Below are 24,698 nucleotides of genomic sequence, written 5' to 3' on the forward strand. Positions count from 1 at the left end.
ATGGGAAATTCGTACGAAGCGGATCGTCCGCCGGTCAGTGGACCGGGCGGAGACCGAAGGCCGGTGTGGGCCGACGAAAAAGTGAAGTCATTCGGCCCTCCCTGGCAAGTCGTCAGCGAATTACCTTGAATAGCATTGGAGACGATCGAGCACAATCCGCACGTCTGAAGGACGCGCTGCCGCCGCTCTCAAAAGGATGGTAGGAGCGTCGCATCGCGGCTGTCCGCATCGACGCCGTCGTCCGTCTTTCCATCAAAAGCGCCGCACCCGACCTCATGTTCTTTCTCGTCTCGAAACTTTTGTGGGTGATCGCCGCCCCAGTCACGCTGATGGTGCTTGTCGCGCTGGGCGGTGCGCTTCTGTCGTTCAGCCCCGGACGCTTTGCCCGGGTCGGCCGTCGCGTCGCGCTCGCGGGTGCCGTTCTGCTGTTGGCGGGCGGTGTTCTGCCAGTCGGAACGCTGCTGCTCCGCCCCTTGGAAGACCGTTTCCCGCAACCTCCTGCCGACCTTCCGGCCCCGACCGGAATCATCGTGCTGGGTGGTTCCATCGACCAGACCATCGCGGCTTCACGCGGCCGCATCACCATCTCCGATGCGGCGGATCGCATGACGGAGGCCGTGATCTTGGGCCGCCGCTACCCCGATGCGCGACTCGTGTTTACGGGTGGGGCCAATGCGCTGGCCGGGAGCGCCCTGACGGAAGCGGCCGACGCGCGTCGCCTGTGGATCGAGATGGGGATCGCGGCGGAGCGAATCACGACCGAGGATCAATCCCGCAACACTGATGAAAATGCGCGGTTCACCAAGGCGATTCTGCAACCGCAGCCCGGCGAGCGCTGGCTGTTGGTCACCTCCGCCTATCACATGCCGCGCGCCATCGGGCTTTTCCGGGCCAACGGCTTTCCCGTGATCCCCTATCCGGTCGATTACCGGACGCTTGGCACCGATGCCGATATCAGGTTGCATACCGATATCGCGAACGGGCTAGGGCTGCTCAATACGGCGGCCCACGAGTGGATGGGTCTGTTGGCCTATGCGATCGCCGGAAAGACCGAGACGGTTCTGCCGCGACCGTGACCCGGCCGACGACGGCGCGTCTCTTCAATCCTCGATCGTGAGATCGTCCCGAACGGTCAGCATCACGGCCGCCCGCGCGTCGGAGCCGAATTGCCTCATCCACATGACGCCGAGCGTCAGGGCGGTCGCACCGATCAACACATAGGGGCTGACGAACCAGCCGAGATAGGCGACCGCAAAAAAGAAGGCGCGCTGCCCGCGATTGAAATGACGACCCGCCACGATGTTCATCTCGGCGGCGCGGATTGCGACGAGGCGTTTTTGTTCGACGCGGCTGGATTGCTTGGGCGGCACCGAGCCGATCAGGATCGCGACATAGCCATAAAGGCGCGATGCCCAGGAGAATTTGAAAAACGCATAGCCGAAGATGATCGTGAGCCCGAGAACCTTGGCTTCGAATGCGCCTCGTGTGGACGCGATGCCGAGCGGCAGGTCGGCGAAGATCTTCAGCACGTCGTCGGTGCCGCGCAGCAACGCAAGGGTGCCGCCGATCGCGATCAAGGATGTCGACGCGAAGAACGATGTGCTGGTCTGGATGGTCATCAGGAGTGACGAATCGACGATGCGATTGTCCCGGCCCTGCATCTCCAGCATCCAGCGGAGACGATATTCGTTCATCAAACCGTTGAGGCCCTTGCGGCCGGCCGAGGCCCGCTCGACGAACAGGTAATAGGCGATCCAGGCGGCGAGGAAGAGCGCCAAGCCCACATCATCCGCGATCGTGAATCCAAGCATCGGTCGATGATTCCTCCCCGTCGGGCGTCATCGTATCACGAGACGTCGCGATGCCGCTGCGATCGACCCTCATAAGGTGCCGACTCATCGCATCCGATGATGCTTATCCATCATAAAGATTGGCTTGGCCGAGGCGGTCGATCCAGCCATCATGCCGCTCGATCGAAGAGGAATGTTCTGCATGGCACCGCGTCTTTACATCGGCAACAAGGCCTATTCGTCGTGGTCATTGCGGCCCTGGCTCGCCATGACGCATTTCGGCCTGCCCTTCGAGGACGAGGTCATTCCGCTCGACCAGCCGACGACCCATACCGACATTTTGCGGCATTCGCCGACCGGGACGGTGCCGGCGCTCGCGGTCGACGGGATCGTGATCTGGGAGTCCTTAGCAATTCTGGAATATTGCGCCGATCGGCATTCGGAGGTCGCGATCTGGCCAAAGGACGCCAACGCCCGCGCGATCGCCCGGTCCGTGTCGTCCGAGATGCACGCCGGGTTCGGCAATCTCCGCAAGGCCTGTCCGATGAACATGCGTCGCGCGGTTCGCAAAATCGAGGTCAGCGACGCGGTCGTGGCCGATGTCGCTCGGATCGAAGCGCTCTGGGCCGCGACGCGCCACGACTATGGGCAGGGCGGCCCGTTCCTGTTCGGGGCTTTCACGGCCGCCGACGCCATGTATGCGCCGGTGGTCAATCGCCTGCATGTCTATGATCTCGTGCAGCAGCCGGGGTCACGCGCCTATATGGAGGCCATGATGGCGCTGCCGGCGTGGCAGGCGTGGCTCGAGGGGGCGAAAGCCGAGCCGTGGTTCTTGGACAAATACGAAGCCATCTGATCGATGTTGTCGTGGACAAGCCGGTCTGCGACGACCGATCGCGGACTGTGTGGTTGCTCGGCTCCGGCAGTTCGGTAGAACACCGCGCATGCCGCTTCACATCTTGAAACTCTGCGTCGGCGCGGAGTCGATCGCCGACCTACAAGGCTGGGTCACGGCCCGGATGAGCGAGATGGTCCGCAATGGCGAAACGCCGGAGCAGCGCCATACGACCCGTATGGTGCCCAAACGCGTGCCGGAACTGCTCGACGGCGGATCGCTCTACTGGATCATCAAAGGCCAGGTCGCCGTGCGTCAAGCGCTGCTCGGCGTTCGCCCGTTCACCGATCACGATGGGATCGGGCGCTGTCACTTGGTGCTGGATCCGGCCATGGTGCCGGTCGATCCGCGGCCGCACCGGCCCTTTCAGGGATGGCGCTATCTTCGGCCTGAGGATGCTCCGATGGATTTCGGCAATCTCCGCTCCGACCTCGCCGCGATGCCCGAGCCGCTGCGCCGGGAACTCCGCGAACTCGGGTTGCTGTAGCGGCTGCCTCGCGCGCTCGAGACTAGACGGCCCAATTATCGATGAGTCGCGTCGTCCCGATCTTGGCCGCGACCAGCAATCGTGCCGGTTGGCCGCTGAGGGCCGCGATGGGGGCCAGCGTCTCGGCGTCACGCAGCTCGAGATAATCCAGGACGAAACCGGCCCGATCCAGTCGCGCTCTGGCCTCAGACAGGGTCGGAGCCGGCGCACTGCCGTCTCGCAACGCTGCCGCACAATCCCGCAAAGCGGCCGGGATGAAGGCAGCGGTTTTCCGCTCGGTCTCCGACAAATACCGGTTGCGGGAGGACATCGCCAACCCATCCGGCTCGCGGATCGTCTCGGCCCCCATGATCGTAACCGGCAGATCGAGGTCACGCACCATGTGTCGGATGACCTGCAGCTGCTGGTAATCCTTCTGTCCGAAAAGCGCGACATCCGGGGTGGATTGGATCAGAAGTTTAGCCACGATGGTCGCAACCCCGGTGAAGAATTGCGGGCGAAAGGCGTCTTCGAGACCGACGGTCGCTGGTCCGCCGACCGACACTGTTGACGAAAAAGCGGGTGGATACATGACCGCCGCCGTCGGCGCATAGACAAGATCGGCTCCGATGGCGGCCAGCATCGCGCAATCGGTCTCGAAGGTGCGCGGGTAGGCTGCGAAATCCTCGGTTGGCGCAAACTGGGTCGGATTCACGAAGATCGAGACGATCGTGCGTCGTGCCTCGTGCTGGCCTTGGCGGACCAGCGACGCATGTCCCTCGTGCAGCGCGCCCATTGTCGGGATCAGCGCAACCTTGTCCCCGGCGTCGCGCCACTGCTTCACCGTCGCGCGCAGGGCCTCAACGTCATGCGCCACCGCGATGGCCGCAGATGCGTGGATCATTGCCGCACGCTCGACGCGCCGCTTGCCGATACGAGGCAGGAGGACGATCTACGGAGGTGGGCTGTCGGAATGAGCGAGGTTGTCCTGTGGTTCAACGTAATTCGCCTCCCGTATCGCCCCGTTCCACGCCGTCGCGCGCGGAGGTGGATGCCTTTATCGATCAGGCCGCCCAGACGCCAGCGGCTTATGCTGCCTCGTCCGGTCGAGGTCGATTGATCTTCGCGCTCGATGCGACCATGAGCCGGCAGCCCACCTGGGATGTCGCCATTGCGGTGCAGGCGAAAATGTTCGACACGACGGCGGCCTTGGGCGGGCTCGACGTGCAACTCGTGTATTTCTGTGGCCTGACCGAATGCAAGGCCTCTCGCTTTGTTTCGGGAGGAGCGGGCCTTGCCGGCGTCATGTCCAAGATCCGGGTCGAGGGCGGCAACACGCAGATTGGCCGGGTGCTGACCCATGCGCGCGACGAAGCGCGGCGGGGCAGGGTCGCGGCGCTGGTCTATGTCGGCGATTGCCTCGAAGAGCGCATCGATCCGCTCTGCGCCACGGCCGGCGAACTGGGGTTGCTGGGCATCAAGGCCTTCATGTTCCATGAAGGCAACGATCGTGCGGCGACACGCGGGTTTCAAGAGATTGCGCGGCTGACTGGGGGCGCTTACGCGACCTTCGATGCGAGTTCGCCCAAACGCCTGGCGGAGTTGCTGTCGGCCGCAGCCGCCTATGCGGCAGGTGGGCATTCCGGTCTTCTGGCACAAACACGTGCCTCGGACGGCTCCACGGCGCAAAACCTGCTTTCACAGCTGCGTTAACCGGGCGATAGTGCATTCATGCCGTTTCTCATCGCTGGATTGTTGCTGTTTTGGCTCGCCTCGGTCGGGCTGAAAACATTCGTTCGCGCCAATCCGGCTGGGGTCGCCCGCCTGATGCGGCGCGGTGGCGGCCTGCTGGCCTTGATGCTGGCCATTTTCTTGTTGGTGCGCGGCCAGATTGATGCCGCGCTCGCGCTCGGGGGAGTCGGGGTCTGGCTCACCAGCGGCAAGAAGGCGCCCGCGATTTTGCGGGGCATCATGGGAGCGACCGGCACGCGTCCCCGAAAGATTTCCAGGGTGCGCTCCGCCATGATCGAGATGGAACTCGATCATGCAACGGGCGTAATGACCGGCACGGTTCTGGCTGGGTCGGACGAGGGCGCGTCGCTCGATCAACTCACGAAAACACGGTGCATGAGCCTCCTGGCCCGATGCCTTTCCGATGATCCGGAAGGCGCGCGTTTGCTAGAGGCGTATTTCGACCGCCGGTTTGCCGGCTGGCGTCAGGCAGGACACGATGGAGGCGACGCGGGGCGCGCTGACGCGTCGAACCGAAGCGGCCGGCGTCCAGGTTCCATGTCGGAGGATGAGGCTTACGAGGTGCTTGGTCTTGCGAAAAGCGCGACCCGGGAGGAGATCACCCGTTCGCACCGGGCGCTGATGAAGAAGTTCCACCCGGACCATGGGGGCTCCACCGATCTCGCGGCCCGCGTGAACGAAGCCAAAGACGTGCTGATGCGCCGACATCTGTGACATCGCCTTACGCTGGAAGCTGAAACGAGAGAGAGTAAGCGCGCCCACGGGCAGCCGCGAAACGTGTGCCGTGGTCGAGACGGGTTGGGGCGAGCAGCTGCATCGGGGCTCAATCCCGCATTGCGATGCAGGCGAAGCCTGACCGCTTCAAGGTTTTGCAGGCGGCTTCGGCACTCCCGGTATCAAGCCCGACGAAGCGGGCGCGGTAGAGGGTGGAATCGCCCTTCTTGACCTTCTCGGTCATGGGGCGAGCCGACGCGAGGGCGGAGCGGCCCTCGGATTTGGCCCGATTCAGGAGATCGGTGGCTTTGCCAGGAGCATCTGTCGCGCCGATCTGAATCACCCAGCCGCCGTGCTGCTCCGAGGCGGAACGATCCTTGGCGTCGCTCCGATCGACGCGCGTTTCCTCCGTGCGAGACCGGCTAGCCAAAATCTCGGGCTTTGCAACCGGCAGGGGAGCCGCCTTTGCGGTTTTCGATCCATTCGCGCCCGCAACCCATTTCAGCGTCGACGGTGTGGCTGTTGCGAGCGCCACCGCGGACGAATTCGACGCAGCCGGGTGGCCATTGGTCGAGCCATCGAGGATCAACCGTTGACGCTCATTGGCGGCCATGGGCGGAGGCAGACGCGAGAGGTCGATTTTCGGCGCGCCGGCGATGAAGGCCGGACGGGGCCGTTCGGATGGCGAGGGGATGGCACCGGCCAGCACAGCCTGACCCAGCGTGCGGGCGCGGTCGCTCGGCCGTGTGGCCGGGGAGGGCGGAACCGCAAGGGTCGGAGCGATCAGGTTGGGGCCGCGTTCCTTGGCCGGCTCGACGTCGGGCGCTGCATCCGCCACCTCGGTGTCGACAGTTTCGGCCGGGCTTTCGATGGGCGAGGGAGGCGCCGCGGAAGCGACGCGTGTCGGAGCGGCTTCCTCGATGTGGTTCTCGATCAGCGACGCCATGATGTTGTCGCGGCCGGCTGCCGACTTGCCGCCGAGCACGACAGAGATGATCCGGTGACCGCCCTGGTTGACCGACGACAACAGGTTAAAGCCCGAGGCGCGCGTATAGCCGGTCTTGATGCCGTCCATGCCTTCGATGCGGGCCATCAGATGGTTGTGGTTTGCCATATACGACCCCGCATAGGTGAAGCTCGGGGTCGAGAAGAAGCGATAGTAGGTCGGGAAGTTTTCCTTGATGGCGCGCCCGAGCAGCGTGAGATCGCGCGCCGTGGTCAATTGGCGATCGTCAGGCAGGCCCGAGGCGTTGACGTAAACGGTGCGGGACATGCCGAGCGCGTGAGCCTTGCGGGTCATCAGGCTCGCGAAGCTTGGCTCGTCGCCCCCAATCGCTTCAGCCACCGCAACCGCCATGTCGTTGGCCGATTTCGTGACGATGGATTTGATGGCATCTTCGACCCGGATGGTCGACCCGGCGCGGAGGCCAAGTTTGGTCGGAGCCTGGGCGGCGGCGTGGCGCGACACGTCGATGCGGGTGTCGAGGCTCATCTCACCGGACTGAAGCTTTTCAAACAGAAGGTAGAGCGTCATGACCTTGGTGATCGAGGCCGGGTGGCGCAGCTCGTTCTCAGCGACCGCATAGAGGGTGCGACCACTATTCGCATCGACCACCATGGCTGAGAATTTCGGCGAATCGACCAGGGACGCGTGATGCCGAGCCCCATGGTTGGCCATATGAGCGCGCGCATGACCGTGGTGACGTCTCGCCTGGGCTTCCCCCGTCGTCGCCATCATCGCCAGCGTCAGGCCAACGATCGTCAAGCACCCTTTCCGGACTAACCCGTTGTGACGCGAACCCATCAATCACCCTCATGGCCGGTTCCGATCGAAGGCCCGAGGGCCTTGCGTGACCGAAACATCACGAGCCCAAACGCTAGGTGATCGCAGTTACGGCGCGGTTAACGGCCGGTAAGTTGGTTCCGCCGCATTCAAGGGAAAATTGCTGAAATCTGCTCGGCGCATCATCGTCGAGCCATAGCCCTAGTTGCGCCACGATCACTGCCAACATTCCAGGTCGAAACAAAAGCGGCCGTGCTCTGGCGAAGCGCTCGGCGCGACCGTACATTAGCAAACCGGGCGACGAGGTGCCGGTCGGGTGAATTGCCGAATACGAGGATACAGTGACGTTGACTGTCGATGCCCCTGTCTCTGATCTCAATCCGCGCGCTTCGAACGTCCAGACGGTCATCAGGATGATGGCGCCGAAGGAGCCGAAGAAGAACGGTGACGGAAACGGCACCGGAACGGCGGTTATCACGCGTCCTAAGACGCAAACCAAAAAACCCAGCATGTACAGGGTTTTGCTTCTGAATGATGATTACACGCCGATGGAATTCGTTGTCGCCGTGCTGCGGAAGTATTTCAACAAAGGGCCGGAAGACGCGACCAGGATCATGTTGCATGTCCACCAACAAGGCGTGGGGGAGTGTGGGGTGTTCACCTACGAGGTTGCGGAGACCAAAGTGACGCAGGTGATGGATTTCGCGCGCAAGCACCAACATCCTCTGCAATGTATTATGGAAAAAAACTGAGAGGCCGCTGTCCCCATGCCTGCATTCTCACGTGCTCTAGAACAATCGCTTCATCGTGCCTTGGCGGTCGCCAATGAACGCCACCATGAATATGCGACGCTCGAACATCTGCTGCTTGCGCTGATCGACGATACCGATGCGGCGGCGGTGTTGCGCGCTTGCTCGGTCGACATCGACATTCTGAAGAAGCAACTCGTCGAATATATCGACAACGAACTCGAAAACCTTGTGGCCGAGGGACATGACGACGCCAAGCCGACGGCCGGCTTCCAGCGCGTCATCCAGCGCGCCCACATTCATGTTCAATCGTCGGGCCGCGAAGAAGTGACCGGCGCCAACGTGTTGGTCGCGATCTTCGCCGAGCGCGAGAGCCACGCCGCCTATTTCCTGCAGGAGCAGGACATGACCCGCTACGACGCGGTCAATTACATCAGCCATGGCATTGCCAAGCGTCCCGGCTTGTCGGATCCGTCGAAGTCGCCGCGCGGCGCCGACGAGGAGGGCGATGGACGCGACAAGGACGCGAAGGAGCCGGATTCCAAGAAGAAGGAAGGCGCTCTCGAGGCCTATTGCGTCAATCTGAACAAGAAAGCGCGTGACGGCCGCATCGATCCGCTGATCGGCCGCGAGATGGAAGTGCAGCGCACCATTCAGGTTCTCTGCCGTCGACAGAAGAATAATCCGCTTTTGGTCGGTGATCCGGGCGTTGGGAAAACCGCGATTGCGGAAGGTCTCGCGCGCAAGATCATCAAGAACGAGGTGCCGGAGGTTCTGGCTGGCGCGACCGTCTTTGCGCTCGACATGGGTACGCTACTGGCTGGGACGCGTTATCGGGGGGACTTCGAAGAGCGTCTGAAGCAGGTCATGAAGGAGATCGAGGGTCACAAGAACGCGATCCTCTTCATCGACGAAATCCATACGGTCATCGGCGCGGGCGCGACCTCGGGCGGCGCCATGGATGCGTCGAACCTGTTGAAGCCGGCGCTTGCCCAGGGTGGTCTGCGTTGCATCGGCTCGACCACCTACAAGGAATATCGTCAGTATTTCGAGAAAGATCGCGCGCTGGTTCGTCGCTTCCAAAAGATCGACGTCAACGAGCCGTCGGTGCCGGATGCGGTCGAGATCTTGAAGGGCCTCAAGCCCTATTTCGAGGAATTCCACAAGGTCCGCTTCACCAATGAGGCGGTTCGGGCGGCGGTCGAGCTCTCGGCCCGCTACATCCATGACCGTAAGCTCCCCGATAAGGCGATCGATGTGATCGACGAGTCGGGCGCGTCGCAGATGCTTGTGCCCGAAGCCAAGCGGAAGAAGACCATCGGCATCAAGGAGATCGAAAGCACGATCGCGACGATGGCGCGTATCCCGCCCAAGACCGTGTCGAAGGATGACGCCGAGGTGTTGGCGCATCTCGATGCCACCCTGAAGGCGGTCGTCTATGGGCAGGATGAGGCCATTGCGTCGCTGACCTCCGCCATCAAGCTGGCTCGCGCCGGCTTGCGCGACGGAGAGAAGCCGATTGGCTCCTACCTGTTCTCCGGCCCGACGGGGGTCGGGAAAACGGAGGCTGCGCGCCAACTGGCGCTCGGCCTCGGCGTGGAACTGATCCGCTTCGACATGTCGGAATATATGGAGCGGCACACCGTCAGCCGACTGATCGGCGCACCTCCCGGCTATGTCGGTTTCGACCAAGGTGGGTTGTTGACCGATGGGATCGATCAGCATCCGCATTGCGTGCTGCTGCTTGACGAGATCGAGAAGGCTCACCCTGATCTCTACAACATTTTGTTGCAGATCATGGACCATGGAAAGCTGACGGATCATAGCGGCAAGCAGATCGATTTCCGCAACGTCATCCTGATCATGACCACGAATGCTGGTGCGTCGGATCAGGCACGCGCGATGATCGGTTTCACGCGCGCCAAGCGGACCGGAGAGGATATCGAGGCGATCAATCGGTTGTTCACCCCGGAATTCAGAAACCGCTTGGATGCGATTGTTCCGTTTGGTCATTTGCCGGCATCCGTCATCGCCAAGGTGGTCGACAAGTTCATCCTGCAGCTCGAAGCACAACTCGCCGATCGCAACGTCACGATCGAACTGACCGACGAGGCGCGCAACTGGTTGATCGAGAACGGCTACGACGAAGCGATGGGTGCGCGGCCGATGGCTCGCGTCATCCAGCAGTCGATCAAGACGCCGCTGGCCGATGAAGTGTTGTTCGGCAAGCTCAAGAACGGCGGTGCTGTTCGTGTCGTCGTCACGGCGGAGGAAGGCGGGCCGAAGAAGCTCGGCTTCGTCTACCCGGACGGGCCGGTCATGCCGCGTCCCGAGCGCGATATCGTCGAGGCGGGACGGAAGCGAAAGAGCCGTGCCGAAGCCGAAGATGCGCGCGACGAGGAGGAGCCGGAGACCTTCGATACGGAGGAGGATGGTGATGGCGAGACGCCGCCATCCGCAGGCGGTGGGTCGGTTCCCAAAGTTCCGCTCAAGACCTGATCGCATTCAGTCCCGAACCTGAATGTTTCGGCGGCGCTCCATCGCAAATGTTGGAGCGCCGTTTTTCGTTGTCATGCTATGTCTGCCCCCAATCCAGACCCTTCCGATCGAAGATTTTCATTCATGCCTCTTAACCAAGAAACCGTCCTGCAGGCGCTTGAAGGCATAAAGGGGCCGGACGGGTCGACGCCGCTTCCACGTTCGGGCGCGCTCGGTGGCGTCGTCGTGAAGGACGGGCGCGTCTTCATATCGATCGAGGTCGATCGGCGCCTCGCGACCGAAGCGGAACCGATGCGGGAGCGTGTTGAAAAGCTCGTCGCAGGCCTCGATGGAGTCGCGTCGGTCCTGGTCACGCTGACGGCGCAAAAACCGGCAGGGGCGGCTGTTGCGCCCGCGCCACACGCTCATTCGCATGTGGCACCTGCTCCCGGGCCGAAGGCTCAGGCGGCTCGGGCCGGCATCGCCGTAGTCGGCGTGAAGACCATCATCGCGGTGGCGTCGGGAAAGGGTGGTGTCGGCAAGTCGACCACCGCCTGCAATCTCGCGCTGGCCTTGCAGGCGCTTGGCAACAAAGTCGCGGTGCTGGACGCCGACATCTACGGCCCGTCGATGCCACGCCTGTTTGACCTTAAGGGTAAGCCGGAGGTCGTGGATGGCCGGATCATGCGCCCGCTTGACGCTTATGGGCTGAAGGTCATGTCGATCGGTTTCCTGGTCGAGGAGGAAACGCCGATGATCTGGCGTGGTCCGATGGTCATGTCGGCCATCACGCAGATGCTCCGGGACGTGCAGTGGGGTGAGATCGACATCATGGTGGTCGATATGCCGCCCGGCACGGGCGACGCCCAGCTCACGATGGCGCAATCGGTGCCGCTGGCTGGTGCCGTCATCGTCTCGACGCCGCAGGATCTGGCGCTGATCGATGCGCGACGCGGGGTTGCGATGTTCCGGCGGGTCGAGGTGCCGATCCTTGGTGTCGTCGAAAACATGAGCACGTTCATCTGCCCGAGTTGCGGCACCGAAACCAACATTTTTGGCCATGGCGGCGCGCGCCATGAGGCCGAGCGCCTCGGGGTGCCGTTCCTGGGCGAGATCCCCCTGGCGCTCGACATCCGAACCACCTCCGATGCCGGCACTCCGGTCATGGTGTCGGCTCCCAATGGTCCGCATGCGGCGGCCTATAAGGCCATGGCGCAAGGCGTTCTCGACTCGCTCGCCGGGCAAAACAGTCGCCCGGCCCCGATGATCGTCATGGAATAAGCGAGACGCTCGACACGACCAGTCCGAGATTAACGCGAGGGAGTTGTGCATGAAGACCGGGGTGGGACGGCGACGGTTTATCGCAACTGCGGCGGCGACGGGAGTTCTGGTGGCCGGAACGGCTCGGGGCGAGGATGCTCCGTCAGCCGCGACGCCGACACCGGATGTGATCTGGCGGCTGACGTCGAGCTTTCCGAAGTCGCTCGATCTCATGTTCGGCGGTGCCGAGACATTCGCCCGCGTGGTCGGTGATTTGACCGGAGGCCGTTTCCGCATCGATGTGTTGGCACCGGGTGACGCTGTATCGGGTCTCCAGGCCCTCGACGCGGTGCAGGCCGGAACTGTCGAGGCTTGTCACACCTCGATGGACTATTTCTACGGCAAGGACCCGACATTCGCTCTCGCAACCGCGATCCCGTTCGGCCTGAATGCGCGCGGACAGGCCGCCTATGCCTATGAGGGCGGCGGCAATGATCTCTTCAATGAATTTCTGGGCGGCTATGGTGTTCTGGCGTTTCCGGCCGGGAATACGGGTGCTCAAATGGGTGGCTTCTTCCGCAAACCGGTGAAGTCGGTCGCCGACCTCCAAGGTCTGAAGATCCGGATCGGCGGCTTGGCCGGCAAAGTCCTGCAGCAACTGGGCGCCATTCCGCAGGCGACGCCACGCGCCGATCTCTACACCGCTCTCGACCAAGGCACGATCGATGCCGCGACCTGGGTCAGCCCCTATGACGACGATAGACTAGCGAGTGACGAAAAGACCGCCCTGCAGAAGGTGGCACCGAATTATTATTACCCGGGCTGGTGGCGGGGTGGATCGGTCATCCATGTCGCCTTCAACAAGGCAAAATATGAAGCCTTGCCGGCGCCCTTTCGCGCCGCTTTGAAGGCTGCGGCGATGACGGCCAATACCGAGATGCTGGCGCGCTATGATGCGCGGAACCCCGCTGCTTTGAAGAGGCTTGTCGTTTCCGGCGCCCAATTACGCGCTTTCCCGCAGGATGTTCTCGAAGCCGCCTTCAAGACGACCAACGATGTGCTGCATGACATCGCAGACGGAAATCCTCACTTCAAGGCCGTGCTCGACAGCACCGTCAACTTCCGGTCGGAGGAATATCTATGGTGGCAGGTCGGCGAATATACGTTTGATAACTTCATGATCCGGCAGCGCGCCAAAGGCTGATCTGTCACATGCGGGGTCGTCGGGCAGGCGAGGCTGCGACGTTACCATAAGCTTCACCGCGGGAACGAGGGGGCCGGATCGGCGTTTTCGGGTCCATTGCTCCGACAGCGGAGCGATAGATCGAAGGAAAGCCGCTATGACAAGACCGTTGATCGCGACCTTGATGCTGTCGGTTGCGATGCTGGCGCCAGGTGTCGCATCTGCCGTCCCCCTGCAGGATCAAGCCGAAGCCGCCGTGCAGAAACTCACCGGAAAAGACGGCGCTGCGAGCATCGCCAAAGTCGCCAGTTTTGATCATCAGGTGACGGGTGTCGCCGTGACCGAGACGGGCCGCATCTTCGTCAGCTTTCCGCGCTGGTCCGAAGATGCGCCGGTGTCTTTGGCGGAACTGATGCCGGATGGGGCGTTGCACCCCTATCCGGACGCCGAATGGAACGCGTATCGCAACGCCGCGCCACGGTCCGCGAACGATCATTTCGTCTGTGTTCAGGCCGAGACGGCCGATGGTAAGGGCTCGCTCTGGGTCATCGATCCCGCCGCGCCCAACACGGAGTTTATCGTTCCGGGCGGGCCAAAGCTGGTCAAGATCGACCTCGCCACCAACAAGGTCGCGCAGGTGTTCGGGTTCGATCTGAGTGTCGCGCCACAGGGGAGTTATCTCAACGACGTTCGTCTCTCGCCCGATGGCAAGACGGCCTACATGACCGATTCAGGCGCGACAGGCGCTCTGGTGGTTCTCGATCTGACGACGGGTCAAGGTCGTCGGGTGCTCGATAGTGACGTGTCGACCCAGGTCGATAAGACCGTGAAGGTCGCGATCGACGGCAAGGAGATGAAGCAGCCGGACGGGCGCGGTGTGCAATTCGCCGCAGACAGCATCAGCATCGATCCGACGGGCCAGTATCTGTACTGGCAACCCTTGACCGGCAAGACGTTATACCGGATCGCGACCGCGGCGCTCGCTGACGTTGGCCTGTCGCCGGAGCAGATGTCGCAGAAGGTCGAGAAGGTCGCCGATAGCGAGCCGAACGACGGCTTGTGGACCGATGCGAGCAATCGCCTGTTTTTCACAGCCGTTCAGAAAAGCGCTATCGAAACGATGGAGCGCGGCGGCAAGCGCACGACCCTTGTCAGCGATCCACGCCTCCGCTGGCCAGATACCTTCGCGCAAGGGCCGGATGGAACGCTCTATGTAACAAATTCCGACATTACCGACTCGCCGCGCTTCAACCCCGGGGGCTGGGCCGCCAAATCCTTCAACCTGTGGAAAATCGTCCCGAGCAAAGCCGGACTGATCGATAAAAACCCGGCTTTTTCCAAGTAAGTTGTCGTGCGACCAGACCGGCATTCAGCCGCCGGTCTGGCTCATTGGTCGGGCAACGCGAGGCTTCGAGACCAAGCGATCGGCAAGAAAGTCATGCCCCTTCGGCTTGCGTGCGATCGCCTCGTCCAACGCCAGCATTAACGCTCGATCGTCATCGGAGAGACGCAGCGGCGTTCGCAGGTCCGCGGCGTCGTTCTGACCTAGGCACATGAACAAGGTGCCGGTACATGTCACGCGCACCCGATTGCAGCTTTCACAGAAGTTGTGGCTGAGCGGTGTAATGAATCCGATACGGCCACCCGTCTCCTTCACGCGCATATAACGGGCCGGACCTCCGGTTCGATGCGAGATCGGCTCGAGCGTCAGCGTCTCGGACAATTGACGTCGGACGTCCTCGAGCGAGAGATACTGGTCTGCCTGGTCGGCGCGATCTTCGCCGAGAGGCATGACTTCGATGAACGTGATTTCCATCCCGTCCCCATGTGCCCAGGCGATCAGTTCTTCAAACTCGTTATCGTTGAAGCCCTTCAACGCCACGCAGTTGATCTTGACCGCCAATCCGGCTTGTCGGGCGGCGCGTATGCCGGCCAGCACCTGCGCAAGATCGCCGCGACGTGTGATGGCGCGGAATTTCTCTGGGTCGAGCGTGTCGAGCGACACATTGATCCGTTGGACGCCCGATGCGGCCAGGGCGCCCGCGAAGCTCGCGAGCTGCGATCCATTCGTGGTCAAGGTCAACTCGTCGAGACGCCCCGATACGAGATGGCGGGAGAGGCGCTCGAACAGATGCATAATATCGCGCCGCACGAGCGGTTCGCCGCCGGTGATCCTGAGCTTTCGCGTGCCGCGGGTCACGAAGGCGGTGCAGAGCCGGTCCAACTCCTCAAGGGTCAGGAGATCGCGTTTCGGCAGAAAGCGCATCTCCTCCGACATGCAATAGGTGCATCGAAAGTCGCACCGATCGGTGACCGACACCCGGACATAGCTGATTGCGCGCCCGAATGGATCGATCAGCGGCGGGTTGTCGAGCAGCGTCAGATCGGTCGTGGGCGCGTTGATCATGCCCATGAGATAGTTTGTCTCCGGCCAAATGGAAGCGCCCATCGCCACAGGCGGGCTAACTTCCCGCCTACATATAGTCTGCCGCGACCGTCGCGTCCCGTGTTTCCCGCTGGCCGATCATGTTGATCAGCGCGGTTACGACCACCGCCACGACGATATTCGCCAAAAGCGCATAGACGGCCGCATAGGCCGGGATCGTAAAGCCGCCGATCGTCAGGGCGTAATTGGCATTCTTGAAGCCGGTGAGAGCCGCCATCCAGGTACCGAGCCCGATGCCAGTGGCCCAGCCGAGAAGCAGCGCCCAGGAGTTTAGCCAGCGCGTGAACAGCCCGATCAACACCGGCGGAAGCGTCTGGCTCATCCAGACGCCGCCGAGCAATTGCAACTGGATGGCGTAATCAAGCGGCAAAAACAGGATGAAGAACAGGGCGCCGAATTTAACCACGAGCGACACCCACTTGGCCATGCGGGCTTCGGCCAGCGGTGTCGCGTTCGGGTTGATGAACTCGATATAGACGTTGCGGGTCCAAAGGTTCGCGGCCGCAATCGACATGATGGCGGCCGGCACAAGGGCGCCGATACCGATCGCCGCGAAAGCGAAGCCAACGAACCAGCTTGGGAACATGTTGAGGAAAAGCGCTGGCACCGCAGCATTCGCCTTATAGCGGGCGAAGAGCTCGGAAAATTCCGGCAGCTTGTCGAGATGCGCCCCGACCGCCATGAAGCCCAGGAGCGTGATGAACGCCAACACCAAAGAATAGGCCGGGAGCAGGACTGAGTTGCGACGAATGACGTCCCGGCTCGACGAACTAAGCACGGCCGTGATCGCATGGGGGTAGAGAAAGAGCGCTGCGGCCGAGCCGAGCGCCAGCGTCGCATAGACCGAATACAGGCCGGTCGACCCGGCCGGCGGCAAGGCGAGAATCAGCTTGCTGGGCGAGACCGCCGCGAAGATGCCGCTGAACCCACCGAGCCTGGCCGGAACCACGATCAGCACCGCGAAGATTGTCACATAGATCATCACGTCCTTGACGACCGCGATGGCGGCCGGGGCGCGCAAACCTGATTTATAGGTGAAGACCGCAAGGATGATGAAGGCGATGACAAGCGGCAGGTCACCCAGGATGCCGCTGGTTTCAATGCCCATCGCGCCAATGATGACCTGCAGGCCGACAAGCTGCAGCGCGATATAAGGCATCGTCGCCATCAAGCCGGTGAGCGCGACCGCGAGCGCCAGCCAGCGATTACCGAACCGGCCGCGTACGAAATCCGCCGAGGTGATGTAGCCGTGTTGGCGGCAGACCGACCAGAGGCGCGGAAAGATCACGAACGTCATCGGGTAGATGATGGTCGTGTAAGGAACCGCGAAGAAGGCGATCGCGCCCGCGCCGAACGCAAGGGCCGGAACCGCGATGAACGTGTAGGCCGTGTAGATGTCGCCGCCGATCAGGAACCACGTCACCAGCGTACCGAATCGGCCGCCGGCGAGGCCCCACTCATGCAGGAGATCGAGATCGCCCTTGCGCCAATTGGCGGCCACGAAGCCCAGGATCGTGATGCTGCCGAAAAACAGCACGAACACCGCAAGCGCGACCCAATTGACAGACATTATTCCTCCCCAGGCACAAGCTTAGCCTCTCGATCCGATACTCGCGGTTTAGCTGCGCGGGCCGGACCTTCTGGTTGCTCGTTTATTGCGTTGCGACGTAGACGATGGCGACCAGGATCGAGCTCAGGACGACCCAAGCCATCTGATAGATGTAGAAGAACGGAAAACCAAAAACGCTCGGCTCGACCGCATTGTAGAACGGCACCCACAGCACGGCCACATAGGGGATCAGCAGCAAAAGATGCCATGGCGTCAGCTTGTTGCTGGACGCGCGCCTCGCTCCTCGTTCGGACATGTCTTCTCCCGCCATCAGTGCCGGCACTATAGAAGGACGAGCCCGGTCGACAAGGCATCCCGCGTCGATCGAGGCCATTTTGCAGCGCCAATCCGGCGGAAAGAGCACGACCCATGGTGGACGACCGACAGCACTGGCCGACCGAGCTTCGCGTCCGCGATGGCGGTCGCACGTTCCGAATCACGTTCGACGATGGCGCGAGCTACGATCTTTCGGCGGAATATTTGCGCGTGAAGAGCCCCAGCGCCGAAGTTCAGGGGCATTCGCCTGCTGACCGAAAGGTCGTGGGTGGCAAGCGCGATGTCGCGATCGTGGCGGCGGACCCGGTTGGACATTATGCCGTTAAGCTCCGCTTCGACGACGGACATGACACCGGGCTATTCACGTGGCGGTATCTGCACGAACTCGGCGCGACGCAAGCGACCGTCTGGGCCACTTATCTCGCCGATCTCGAGGCCAAAGGTCTGGCGCGCGGCTGATCGCAAAAAAAAGGCCGGGCGAACCGGCCTTTCCATCCGTCGAAGGATCGATCGATCAGCGCATCACGACGGCGCGCGTGCCGATCTTGACGCGGTCATAAAGATCCGCGACGTCGTCGTTGGTCATCCGGATACACCCGGACGATACCGCTTGGCCGATCGTGTCCGGCTCGTTCGAGCCGTGGATGCGGTACAGCGTGCCACCGAGATACATGGCGCGCGCGCCGAGGGGATTCTCGATTCCGCCAGCCATGTGGCGGGGCAGATCGGGGCGGCGGCGGATCATCTCGGCCGGCGGAGTCCAATCCGGCCATTCGCGCTTGGCCACCACGGTCTTCGTGCCGGCCCAATCGAAGCCGGGCCGACCGACGCCGACACCATATTTGATCGCCTGATGATCGGGGAGAACGTAGTATAACCGTCGTTCCTCGGTCGAGATCACGATCGTGCCGGGACCATAAGGACCGTCATAGGCCACGGTCTCGCGCGGGATCGCGATTTCGAGCGGTCGACCATCGTCCGCGAAGGACCGCGGCTGTTGTTGCTGGAGGAAGAAGGTGCCTTCATAGGCCCGAGCCGGCATTGAGGCGGCAGAGAGCAAAAGCCCTGCCACGAGCCCGGCCAAAGCAAGTCTGTTACGGCTCATCGAATGCCTCGTTGATGACGCGGGTAACCCAAGATCTTGGGAGGGCGGTCTACCCGATTCGCGTATCTTTACACTGCGGGTAGTCTTGTTACTTCAGCAACGGAGTTTGCTACGCCGCACGCATTCCGCTACACGTCGTTGCTGCCGCGCCACAGTTTCGCCTTTGAAACTTCGGATTTGTGCTCGGATGACTTGTAAAGTTTTGATGAATCGACGCGATCGAATGCACCGCTGCGATGATGCGCCGCGAGAGTGACGATGCGGATCGCTTGACTTGGCGGGCCTCGGCCTCTATCCGCATCAAACCGCAGATGTCGCGGGCGCGTAGCTCAGCGGGAGAGCACTCCCTTCACACGGGAGGGGTCACAGGTTCAATCCCTGTCGCGCCCACCACTCTCATCGAGCAGCCTGAAACGTTACGCTTTTGGGCATGAGCCTTGGATATCCCGCCTTTATGACGGTGCGGCAATGGCGGTACTCCAACGAAGGACAACACCAATGACGCGATCCCTTGAGCGCGCCGTGCCGCGGCGTGCGCTCGTCACCGGCGGTTCGCGGGGTATCGGCGCCGCGATCGCGGCGGCGCTTCGACAGGACGGACATGACGTCGTGATCGTTGATCGAACCATTGCGACGACGGGTGAGGAGGGGCGGGATCACCGCGCCTACGAATTAGACGTGAGCCAGTTCGCCGCGGTCGAGCGCGTGTTGGCTGAGGTGGAGGCCGACGGCGGACCCATCGATATCCTGGTCAACAATGCCGGCATCACGCGTGATGGCATGGTCCATAAGATGGACCCGGTGTCTCAATGGCAGGCCGTGATCGACGTCAACCTTACCTCCGCATTCAATACGGTTCGGTGTCTCGTGCCGGGTATGCGGCAGCGCGGGTGGGGCCGCATCATCAACATTTCGTCCATCAGCGGCCTGAAGGGACAAATCGGGCAAGCGAATTATGCAGCCGCCAAGGCCGGGCTGATTGGCTTTACGAAGAGCATTTCGTTGGAACTGGCCGGCAAGGGCATCTGCGCCAATTGCGTGGCACCGGGCTTCATCGAAAGTCCGATGACATCCGCCATGCCGCCGGACGCGTTGCGGCGAGAGGCTGCCGGCATTCCTGTGGGACGGCTCGGCAAGCCCGACGATATCGCCGCGATCGTGTCGTTCCTGGCCTCCGACCAAGCGAGTTTCGTTACGGGGCAAGTGTGGAGTGCCAACGGCGGCCAGTATCTCTGAGGCCGCCGACGGTTCGGCTTCGACGTGATCTGGCCTCAGGTCGAGCGTCGGTTTGCCTGGATGGAGGCCACGGCGTCAAACAATGCATCGAAATGTGAGATCACGCGGTCCGGCCCGAGTTCGGCGACCGGCTTGTCCGTGTAACCGAAGTCAACCGCGATGACTGGAATATTAGCCGCCTTGGCGGTGGCGATGTCGGTAACCGAATCGCCGATCATAATGCTGGTGTTGGGCAGGCCGCCCGCCTTCTCGATCGTGCCGAAGAGAGCGTCGGGATCTGGCTTGAAGACCGCGAAGGTATCTTGCCCGCAGATGGCCTGGAAACGGTCGACGACGCCGAGAGCGGTCAGCAGCTTGACCGAAGGCGCTTCCATCTTGTTGGTGCAGACCGCGAAACGATAACCCGCTGCGTCCAGCCGATCCAAAGCCTCGACGACGCCAGGAAAGAGATGGCTGTGATCAGCGATGTGAGCGTCGTAATGAGCGAGGAACTGCTTGAACAGGATCTCGAGCCGCGTTGCGTCGATGCTGCGGCCGACCGATGCATAGCCTCGCTGGATCAAGGCTCGTCCACCGGACCCGAGAAGAACGCGCGCTTGATCGATCGCAATCGGCCCGATGCCGTCCTGCGCCAGAATGACGTTCAATGTGGCAATCAGGTCACCGGCCGTTTCGGCGAGTGTTCCGTCGAGATCGAAGACGATCAGCGGGGCTGCGGGCATCGAAGATCCTAACCGGAAAGAGCCATTGTCGGCGCGCGGACGCAAACTAACGGCGATCCGCCTGCCAGAGATTGGCCGATCTCGCAATCATCAAAGCGAAGCTCTCGTATTTCGCCGCTTCAAATTGTCGAGAGCTTGTGATTATCCAATGATCGGGCGATCGTTTCGGAAAATGTGGAGTTGAACGAATGTCTTCTTGGTTCAGCCGCGTGGGACTTGCGTTGATCTTGGCCGCGACATGCGCCCAGACCGCAAGAGCCGCCAGCTACGAGTTTCTCGCGGCACCGGAAACCGATCTCAATCGAGTCTATCGGCTCGATCGGGCGACAGGCGAGATGGGCGCGTGCCAATATGGCCTGACCGAGGGGAAGGTGGGCGCGACACTCTGCTATCAGCCCGGAGATGGCGCCGGCCCTCAGGCGCAAAGCGAATATTCGCTGATCGCATCGCATCACGTTCGCGAAGGGGGCGTGTTTCGCGTCGACCTGCGAGCCGGAACGATGTCGATCTGTTACGTGCTGAATGACACAGTCGTGTGCACGCCGCCGGCGAAATGACGCCACGGGAGCGGAACACGAAAAGCAAAGACCCCTCGGTGGGGCGCAAACCGAGGGGTCCTGTCGCCAACGCGGCGCCGAGCGGGCCACGCGGGGGCGATCGTGGAGCATGACGGGCCCTCAGGGCCCGTCATGCTCGCAAACTCAGTTGCAGACGCGAACGGGACGATAGCCGGCAAAGTTGCCATATTCGTCGTAAACCGGGCGACGCGAGCGATAGCAGGGCTCGTAAGCGGGCTCTGCATAGGCCGGATATCCGTACCCGTAGCCATACCCATAGGGTCGGGCCGCGCTGCCGATGATGGCGCCAGCCGCCAATCCACCGATGACGCCGGCCGCGACCGGGGCTCCCCAGCCGCCTCCGCGATACCATGCTGACGCGGGGGCCGACGATGTCGCGACGCCTGCGGTCAACGTTAAGGCCGCCAATCCGGCCAACAGGGTCTTCTTCAACGCGGACATGTTAACAGCTCCTCCAATGAAGCCGGTTCCGACGGTGGACGACGGCGAAGCGGCTTCGATCGTCTGATGAGAGTATCGCCCACGACCTGAACCGTGCATGAAAACAAGGCAAATATTCTGTTCATGTCACATCAAACGGAGCGAATTGCGTTTTTGGCGCGAAGCCGCTACCGAAAGGCAACATGAGGCGGGAGGCGATCGAACCGGCCAATCCGGTCGCAGCAACGTTTCGCCAGCCAACCGTCCGCTGTGCTTTCCGAGAGATGCGCCCATGGCCGAGAGTGATCCCGACACGATGAAGCGCCAGGTTGCCGAGCGCGCTTTGTCGTTCGTGGACGACGGCATGAAACTCGGACTTGGCAGCGGCACGACGGCCAAAATCTTCGTCGATCTGTTGGCTGAGCGCGTGAAGAGCGGTTTGCGGGTGCGCTGTGTTCCAACCTCGGAACGGATCCGAGCGCAGGCGACATCGCTTGGCCTCGAGGTGACGACGCTTGACGAGTTGCCACAACTCGACCTGACGATCGATGGCGCCGACGAATATGATCCAGCACTGCGGCTCATCAAGGGCGGCGGTGGCGCGCTGTTGCGCGAGAAGATCGTCGCGACGGCGTCGGACAGGATGATCGTCATCGCCGACGCATCGAAAGCCGTGTCGCAGCTCGGGCGTTTTCCATTGCCGGTCGAGGTCAACCTGTTCGGGTTCGCCGCCACACGGCGGCTCATCGAGCGGGATTGCGCCGCGATCGGCCTGCACGGCAAACTCGTGCTGAGGACTGGCCCGGACAAGACGCCATTCATGACCGACAGTGGCCATCTCATTCTCGATTGTCACTTTGGGTCGATCGCCAATCCCGTCGCGCTCAGCGATGTTCTGCTCGCCATCGCCGGGGTCGTCGAACATGGTTTGTTCATCGGCATCGCACAGTCAGTCATCACCAATGTGGACGGAGCGGCCTGCGTTGTCGCCCCCGACCACACCTCATCTTCATCGCGATAGGAAGCTCAAGAATGTTCATGTCGATCCGCCCGTCTCAGCGCCGTGTTGCCTTTGGCCTGGGCGCTCTCGTGCTCGCACTCGGCACGGGCCTCCCGGCCTTCGCTCAGACCGCGACCCCCGCGCCGGTGCCGGATGTCAGCCAGCCGGAGCCGCCGGCGTCGGCGCTTGCGGCTGCCCGTGATGTCGTCGTGTCATCCGGCATGTCGCGCTCGTTCGAGCCGATGGTTCCGCAATTGACCGAGCAGATCGTGCCGATGTTGACGCGGACGCGTCCAGAACTGACGGCTGACTTGACGGTGGTGCTGAAGGACCTGCAGCCCGAGTTTGTCAAAGACGGCGAGCAGATGACGGATATTGCGGCGCATATCTACGCGCGCCGGATGAGCGAGCAGGAATTGAAGGATACGGCGGCTTTCTTCAACAGCCCTGTCGGAAAGAAATACGTCGATATTCAGCCCGCGATGTTGGACGAACTCGTCGTCGCGATGCAGTCTTGGACGCAGAAATTGTCGTCGATCATGATGACACGCGTGCGCCAGGAAATGATCAAGAAGGGTCACAACGACTTCTGATCCGACGCCTTTGACCGCGACGAGCGAAACGCTTGTCGCACGTCACGCGATACCCACATGAACGAGAGCTTGGAGGGCGCGCGGGATCGCCGCGACGCCGGTCCAAGCACATCCAAACAGGCCCGAGACGATGACGGCGGATGAAGAGGTCGATCTTTTCGTGATCGGTGCAGGATCGGGCGGCGTGCGTGCCGCGCGCATCGCCGCTGGTTACGGCGCCAAGGTTGCGATCGCGGAAGATTTTCGCGTCGGTGGGACCTGTGTCATTCGCGGCTGCGTCCCCAAGAAGATCTATGTCTATGCAAGTCGGTTTGCCGACGAGTTCGAGCAGTCCGAAGGGTTTGGCTGGTCGCGACCGCAAGCGAGCTTCGATTGGGGTCACCTCGTCGCCACCAAGGAGCGGGAGATCACCCGCTTGTCGGCCATCTATGCGGCCAATCTCGAGAAGGCCGGTGTCGCGCTGCATCAGGGTCGCGCGACGGTGACGGGGCCGAACCATGTGATGCTCGCCAACGGGCGATGCTTCGCGGCGAAATATATTGCGGTGGCGACCGGCGGCGTGCCCGAGCATCGGCCGCATGTGCCGGGCCTCGACCTCGCCATCAGCTCAAATGAGATCTTCGACCTGCCGGACTTTCCCAAGAGGCTTCTGGCCGTGGGCGCAGGCTATGTGGCGCTGGAATTCGCGTCCATCTTCGTGCGTCTCGGATCGCGCGTCACGGTCGCGTTTCGCGGCGAGACGATCCTGCGCGGGTTCGATGGCGATATGCGCGACGGCCTGACGGCGGAACTGCAGGCCTCCGGCATCGATCTGCGTCCGGGACTATCCATACTTGGGATCGAGCGGCACGCCGATGGTCTGCATGTTCGCTTGAGTGACGCTTCGACGCTCGTGGTCGACCAGGTCCTCCTGGCGACGGGGCGCCGTCCCGCCACCCGCGATCTTGGTTTGGAGCATGTCGGCGTCGAACTCGCGGAGGATGGCTCGGTGAAGGTCGATGGCTTCTCGCGCAGCAGCGTGCCGTCGATCTATGCGATTGGCGACGTGACCAATCGGGTCAACCTCACGCCGGTCGCGATCCGCGAAGGGCATGCGCTGGCCGATACACTGTTCGGCGACAAACCGACACCTGTCGAACATCATGCCATCGCGACAGCGGTCTTCACGACGCCCGAACTCGGCACGGTGGGACTGACCGAGGAAGAGGCACGCAGCACCCTCGATGTCGTCGACATCTACAAGACCTCGTTTCGGCCGATGAAATCGACCATCTCGGGCAGCTCCACGAGAACCATGATGAAAATCGTGGTCGACGGCGCAACCGATCGGGTGGTCGGCGTTCATGTTCTCGGCACCGATGCGGGCGAGATGGCGCAGCTTCTCGGCATCGCGGTCAAAATGGGCGCCACCAAGCGGGACTTCGACGCCACGATGGCGGTCCATCCGACAGCCGCCGAAGAGCTCGTGACGATGCGAACGCGCACCGCGCGCTACGTGCGCGAGGCGTAGGCGCCCTCGGACTGAGTGACGGCGTCGCCCACCGAGGGCCGGATTGATGGATGGACCGGACGCGGCGCTGGTGTATAAGCCCCGCCACCGTTGTTGACGCGCCGCCACCCTCTCTTTGGAGAGGGAGAGACGC

At 62.3% G+C, this 24,698-nt stretch carries 25 protein-coding genes and 1 tRNA gene; 17 read left to right on the forward strand and 9 right to left on the reverse strand.

Features of this window, described 5'->3' with window-relative positions:
- Positions 1–305: 305 nt before the first annotated feature.
- Positions 306–1,076: a YdcF family protein gene (locus LGH83_RS01935; protein WP_227400408.1), complete on the forward strand. Its 771-nt coding sequence runs from the start codon at positions 306–308 to the stop codon at positions 1,074–1,076.
- Positions 1,077–1,100: 24 nt separating this feature from the next.
- On the opposite strand, the gene LGH83_RS01940 is transcribed toward LGH83_RS01935, so the two are convergent.
- The gene (locus LGH83_RS01940; protein WP_227400409.1) at positions 1,101–1,811 is read right to left on the reverse strand and encodes a DUF599 domain-containing protein; all 711 of its coding nucleotides are present in this window, start codon (positions 1,809–1,811) and stop codon (positions 1,101–1,103) included.
- Positions 1,812–1,992: 181 nt separating this feature from the next.
- Here LGH83_RS01940 and LGH83_RS01945 point away from each other — a divergent pair, with 181 nt between their 5' ends.
- Both LGH83_RS01945 and LGH83_RS01950 read left to right on the forward strand, forming a co-directional pair.
- Positions 1,993–2,646, forward strand: coding sequence for a glutathione S-transferase family protein (locus LGH83_RS01945; protein ID WP_227400410.1), 654 nt, complete (start codon positions 1,993–1,995; stop codon positions 2,644–2,646).
- 88 nt (positions 2,647–2,734) lie between these two features.
- On the forward strand, positions 2,735–3,172 hold the full coding sequence (locus LGH83_RS01950; RefSeq protein WP_131116211.1) for a DUF1489 family protein: 438 nt from the start codon (positions 2,735–2,737) through the stop codon (positions 3,170–3,172).
- Positions 3,173–3,194: 22 nt separating this feature from the next.
- On the opposite strand, the gene panC is transcribed toward LGH83_RS01950, so the two are convergent.
- Positions 3,195–4,055, reverse strand: coding sequence for a pantoate--beta-alanine ligase (gene panC, locus LGH83_RS01955; RefSeq protein WP_227400411.1), 861 nt, complete (start codon positions 4,053–4,055; stop codon positions 3,195–3,197).
- Between the two features lie 86 nt (positions 4,056–4,141).
- Between panC and LGH83_RS01960 the strand changes: the two genes are divergently transcribed.
- Positions 4,142–4,864, forward strand: coding sequence for a VWA domain-containing protein (locus tag LGH83_RS01960; RefSeq protein WP_227400412.1), 723 nt, complete (start codon positions 4,142–4,144; stop codon positions 4,862–4,864).
- Between the two features lie 18 nt (positions 4,865–4,882).
- The gene (locus tag LGH83_RS01965; protein WP_131116219.1) at positions 4,883–5,617 is read left to right on the forward strand and encodes a DnaJ domain-containing protein; all 735 of its coding nucleotides are present in this window, start codon (positions 4,883–4,885) and stop codon (positions 5,615–5,617) included.
- A 109-nt stretch (positions 5,618–5,726) separates the two neighbouring features.
- Here the strand turns inward: LGH83_RS01965 and LGH83_RS01970 are convergent, their stop codons facing one another.
- Entirely contained in the window at positions 5,727–7,382 is a 1,656-nt protein-coding gene (locus LGH83_RS01970) for a D-alanyl-D-alanine carboxypeptidase (RefSeq protein WP_227400413.1), read from the reverse strand.
- 431 nt (positions 7,383–7,813) lie between these two features.
- Here LGH83_RS01970 and clpS point away from each other — a divergent pair, with 431 nt between their 5' ends.
- The 5 genes from clpS (at position 7,814) to LGH83_RS01995 (ending at position 14,415) form a co-directional block, all read left to right on the forward strand.
- Entirely contained in the window at positions 7,814–8,152 is a 339-nt protein-coding gene (gene clpS / locus LGH83_RS01975; protein WP_131119779.1) for an ATP-dependent Clp protease adapter ClpS, read from the forward strand.
- Positions 8,153–8,167: 15 nt separating this feature from the next.
- On the forward strand, positions 8,168–10,648 hold the full coding sequence (clpA, locus tag LGH83_RS01980) for an ATP-dependent Clp protease ATP-binding subunit ClpA (protein ID WP_227400414.1): 2,481 nt from the start codon (positions 8,168–8,170) through the stop codon (positions 10,646–10,648).
- Between the two features lie 123 nt (positions 10,649–10,771).
- Positions 10,772–11,908: an Mrp/NBP35 family ATP-binding protein gene (locus LGH83_RS01985; protein WP_227400415.1), complete on the forward strand. Its 1,137-nt coding sequence runs from the start codon at positions 10,772–10,774 to the stop codon at positions 11,906–11,908.
- Positions 11,909–11,957: 49 nt separating this feature from the next.
- Positions 11,958–13,091 carry a TRAP transporter substrate-binding protein gene (locus tag LGH83_RS01990; RefSeq protein ID WP_319799591.1) on the forward strand — a complete coding sequence of 378 codons (1,134 nt, stop codon included), beginning with the start codon at positions 11,958–11,960 and terminating at the stop codon, positions 13,089–13,091.
- Between the two features lie 136 nt (positions 13,092–13,227).
- Positions 13,228–14,415, forward strand: a complete 1,188-nt coding sequence (locus LGH83_RS01995; RefSeq protein WP_227400416.1) for a major royal jelly family protein — start codon at positions 13,228–13,230, stop codon at positions 14,413–14,415.
- A 24-nt stretch (positions 14,416–14,439) separates the two neighbouring features.
- Here LGH83_RS01995 and moaA read toward each other — a convergent pair whose 3' ends face one another.
- The 3 genes from moaA to LGH83_RS02010 form a co-directional block, all read right to left on the reverse strand.
- Entirely contained in the window at positions 14,440–15,483 is a 1,044-nt protein-coding gene (moaA, locus tag LGH83_RS02000; protein WP_413771088.1) for a GTP 3',8-cyclase MoaA, read from the reverse strand.
- Between the two features lie 61 nt (positions 15,484–15,544).
- On the reverse strand, positions 15,545–17,086 hold the full coding sequence (mctP, locus tag LGH83_RS02005) for a monocarboxylate uptake permease MctP (protein WP_227400417.1): 1,542 nt from the start codon (positions 17,084–17,086) through the stop codon (positions 15,545–15,547).
- A gap of 82 nt (positions 17,087–17,168) precedes the next feature.
- Positions 17,169–17,381 carry a DUF3311 domain-containing protein gene (locus LGH83_RS02010; RefSeq protein WP_227400418.1) on the reverse strand — a complete coding sequence of 71 codons (213 nt, stop codon included), beginning with the start codon at positions 17,379–17,381 and terminating at the stop codon, positions 17,169–17,171.
- 113 nt (positions 17,382–17,494) lie between these two features.
- Here LGH83_RS02010 and LGH83_RS02015 point away from each other — a divergent pair, with 113 nt between their 5' ends.
- Positions 17,495–17,860, forward strand: coding sequence for a gamma-butyrobetaine hydroxylase-like domain-containing protein (locus LGH83_RS02015; protein WP_227400419.1), 366 nt, complete (start codon positions 17,495–17,497; stop codon positions 17,858–17,860).
- A 55-nt stretch (positions 17,861–17,915) separates the two neighbouring features.
- Here LGH83_RS02015 and LGH83_RS02020 read toward each other — a convergent pair whose 3' ends face one another.
- Positions 17,916–18,506: a L,D-transpeptidase gene (locus tag LGH83_RS02020; RefSeq protein WP_131116239.1), complete on the reverse strand. Its 591-nt coding sequence runs from the start codon at positions 18,504–18,506 to the stop codon at positions 17,916–17,918.
- Between the two features lie 318 nt (positions 18,507–18,824).
- Between LGH83_RS02020 and LGH83_RS02025 the strand changes: the two genes are divergently transcribed.
- Both LGH83_RS02025 and LGH83_RS02030 read left to right on the forward strand, forming a co-directional pair.
- Positions 18,825–18,899 (forward strand) — tRNA-Val (locus LGH83_RS02025).
- 129 nt (positions 18,900–19,028) lie between these two features.
- Positions 19,029–19,742: a 3-oxoacyl-ACP reductase gene (locus tag LGH83_RS02030; protein WP_227401692.1), complete on the forward strand. Its 714-nt coding sequence runs from the start codon at positions 19,029–19,031 to the stop codon at positions 19,740–19,742.
- Positions 19,743–19,777: 35 nt separating this feature from the next.
- On the opposite strand, the gene LGH83_RS02035 is transcribed toward LGH83_RS02030, so the two are convergent.
- On the reverse strand, positions 19,778–20,464 hold the full coding sequence (locus LGH83_RS02035) for an HAD-IA family hydrolase (RefSeq protein ID WP_227400420.1): 687 nt from the start codon (positions 20,462–20,464) through the stop codon (positions 19,778–19,780).
- A 188-nt stretch (positions 20,465–20,652) separates the two neighbouring features.
- Between LGH83_RS02035 and LGH83_RS02040 the strand changes: the two genes are divergently transcribed.
- Entirely contained in the window at positions 20,653–21,021 is a 369-nt protein-coding gene (locus LGH83_RS02040) for a hypothetical protein (protein ID WP_227400421.1), read from the forward strand.
- Positions 21,022–21,165: 144 nt separating this feature from the next.
- Here the strand turns inward: LGH83_RS02040 and LGH83_RS02045 are convergent, their stop codons facing one another.
- Positions 21,166–21,483, reverse strand: coding sequence for a hypothetical protein (locus tag LGH83_RS02045; protein WP_227400422.1), 318 nt, complete (start codon positions 21,481–21,483; stop codon positions 21,166–21,168).
- A gap of 271 nt (positions 21,484–21,754) precedes the next feature.
- Between LGH83_RS02045 and rpiA the strand changes: the two genes are divergently transcribed.
- The 3 genes from rpiA to gor all read left to right on the forward strand — a co-directional run bounded on the left by rpiA (position 21,755) and on the right by gor (position 24,565).
- Positions 21,755–22,483 (forward strand): ribose-5-phosphate isomerase RpiA, encoded by a 729-nt coding sequence (gene rpiA, locus LGH83_RS02050; RefSeq protein ID WP_227400423.1) that lies wholly within the window; start codon positions 21,755–21,757, stop codon positions 22,481–22,483.
- Positions 22,484–22,494: 11 nt separating this feature from the next.
- Positions 22,495–23,055, forward strand: coding sequence for a DUF2059 domain-containing protein (locus tag LGH83_RS02055; RefSeq protein WP_227400424.1), 561 nt, complete (start codon positions 22,495–22,497; stop codon positions 23,053–23,055).
- 130 nt (positions 23,056–23,185) lie between these two features.
- Complete coding sequence (gor, locus tag LGH83_RS02060; RefSeq protein ID WP_227400425.1) at positions 23,186–24,565, forward strand: glutathione-disulfide reductase; 1,380 nt, start codon at positions 23,186–23,188, stop codon at positions 24,563–24,565.
- Positions 24,566–24,698 lie beyond the last annotated feature (133 nt).

The organism is Lichenihabitans sp. PAMC28606 (assembly GCF_020616535.1).
GTDB lineage: Bacteria > Pseudomonadota > Alphaproteobacteria > Rhizobiales > Beijerinckiaceae > Lichenihabitans > Lichenihabitans psoromatis.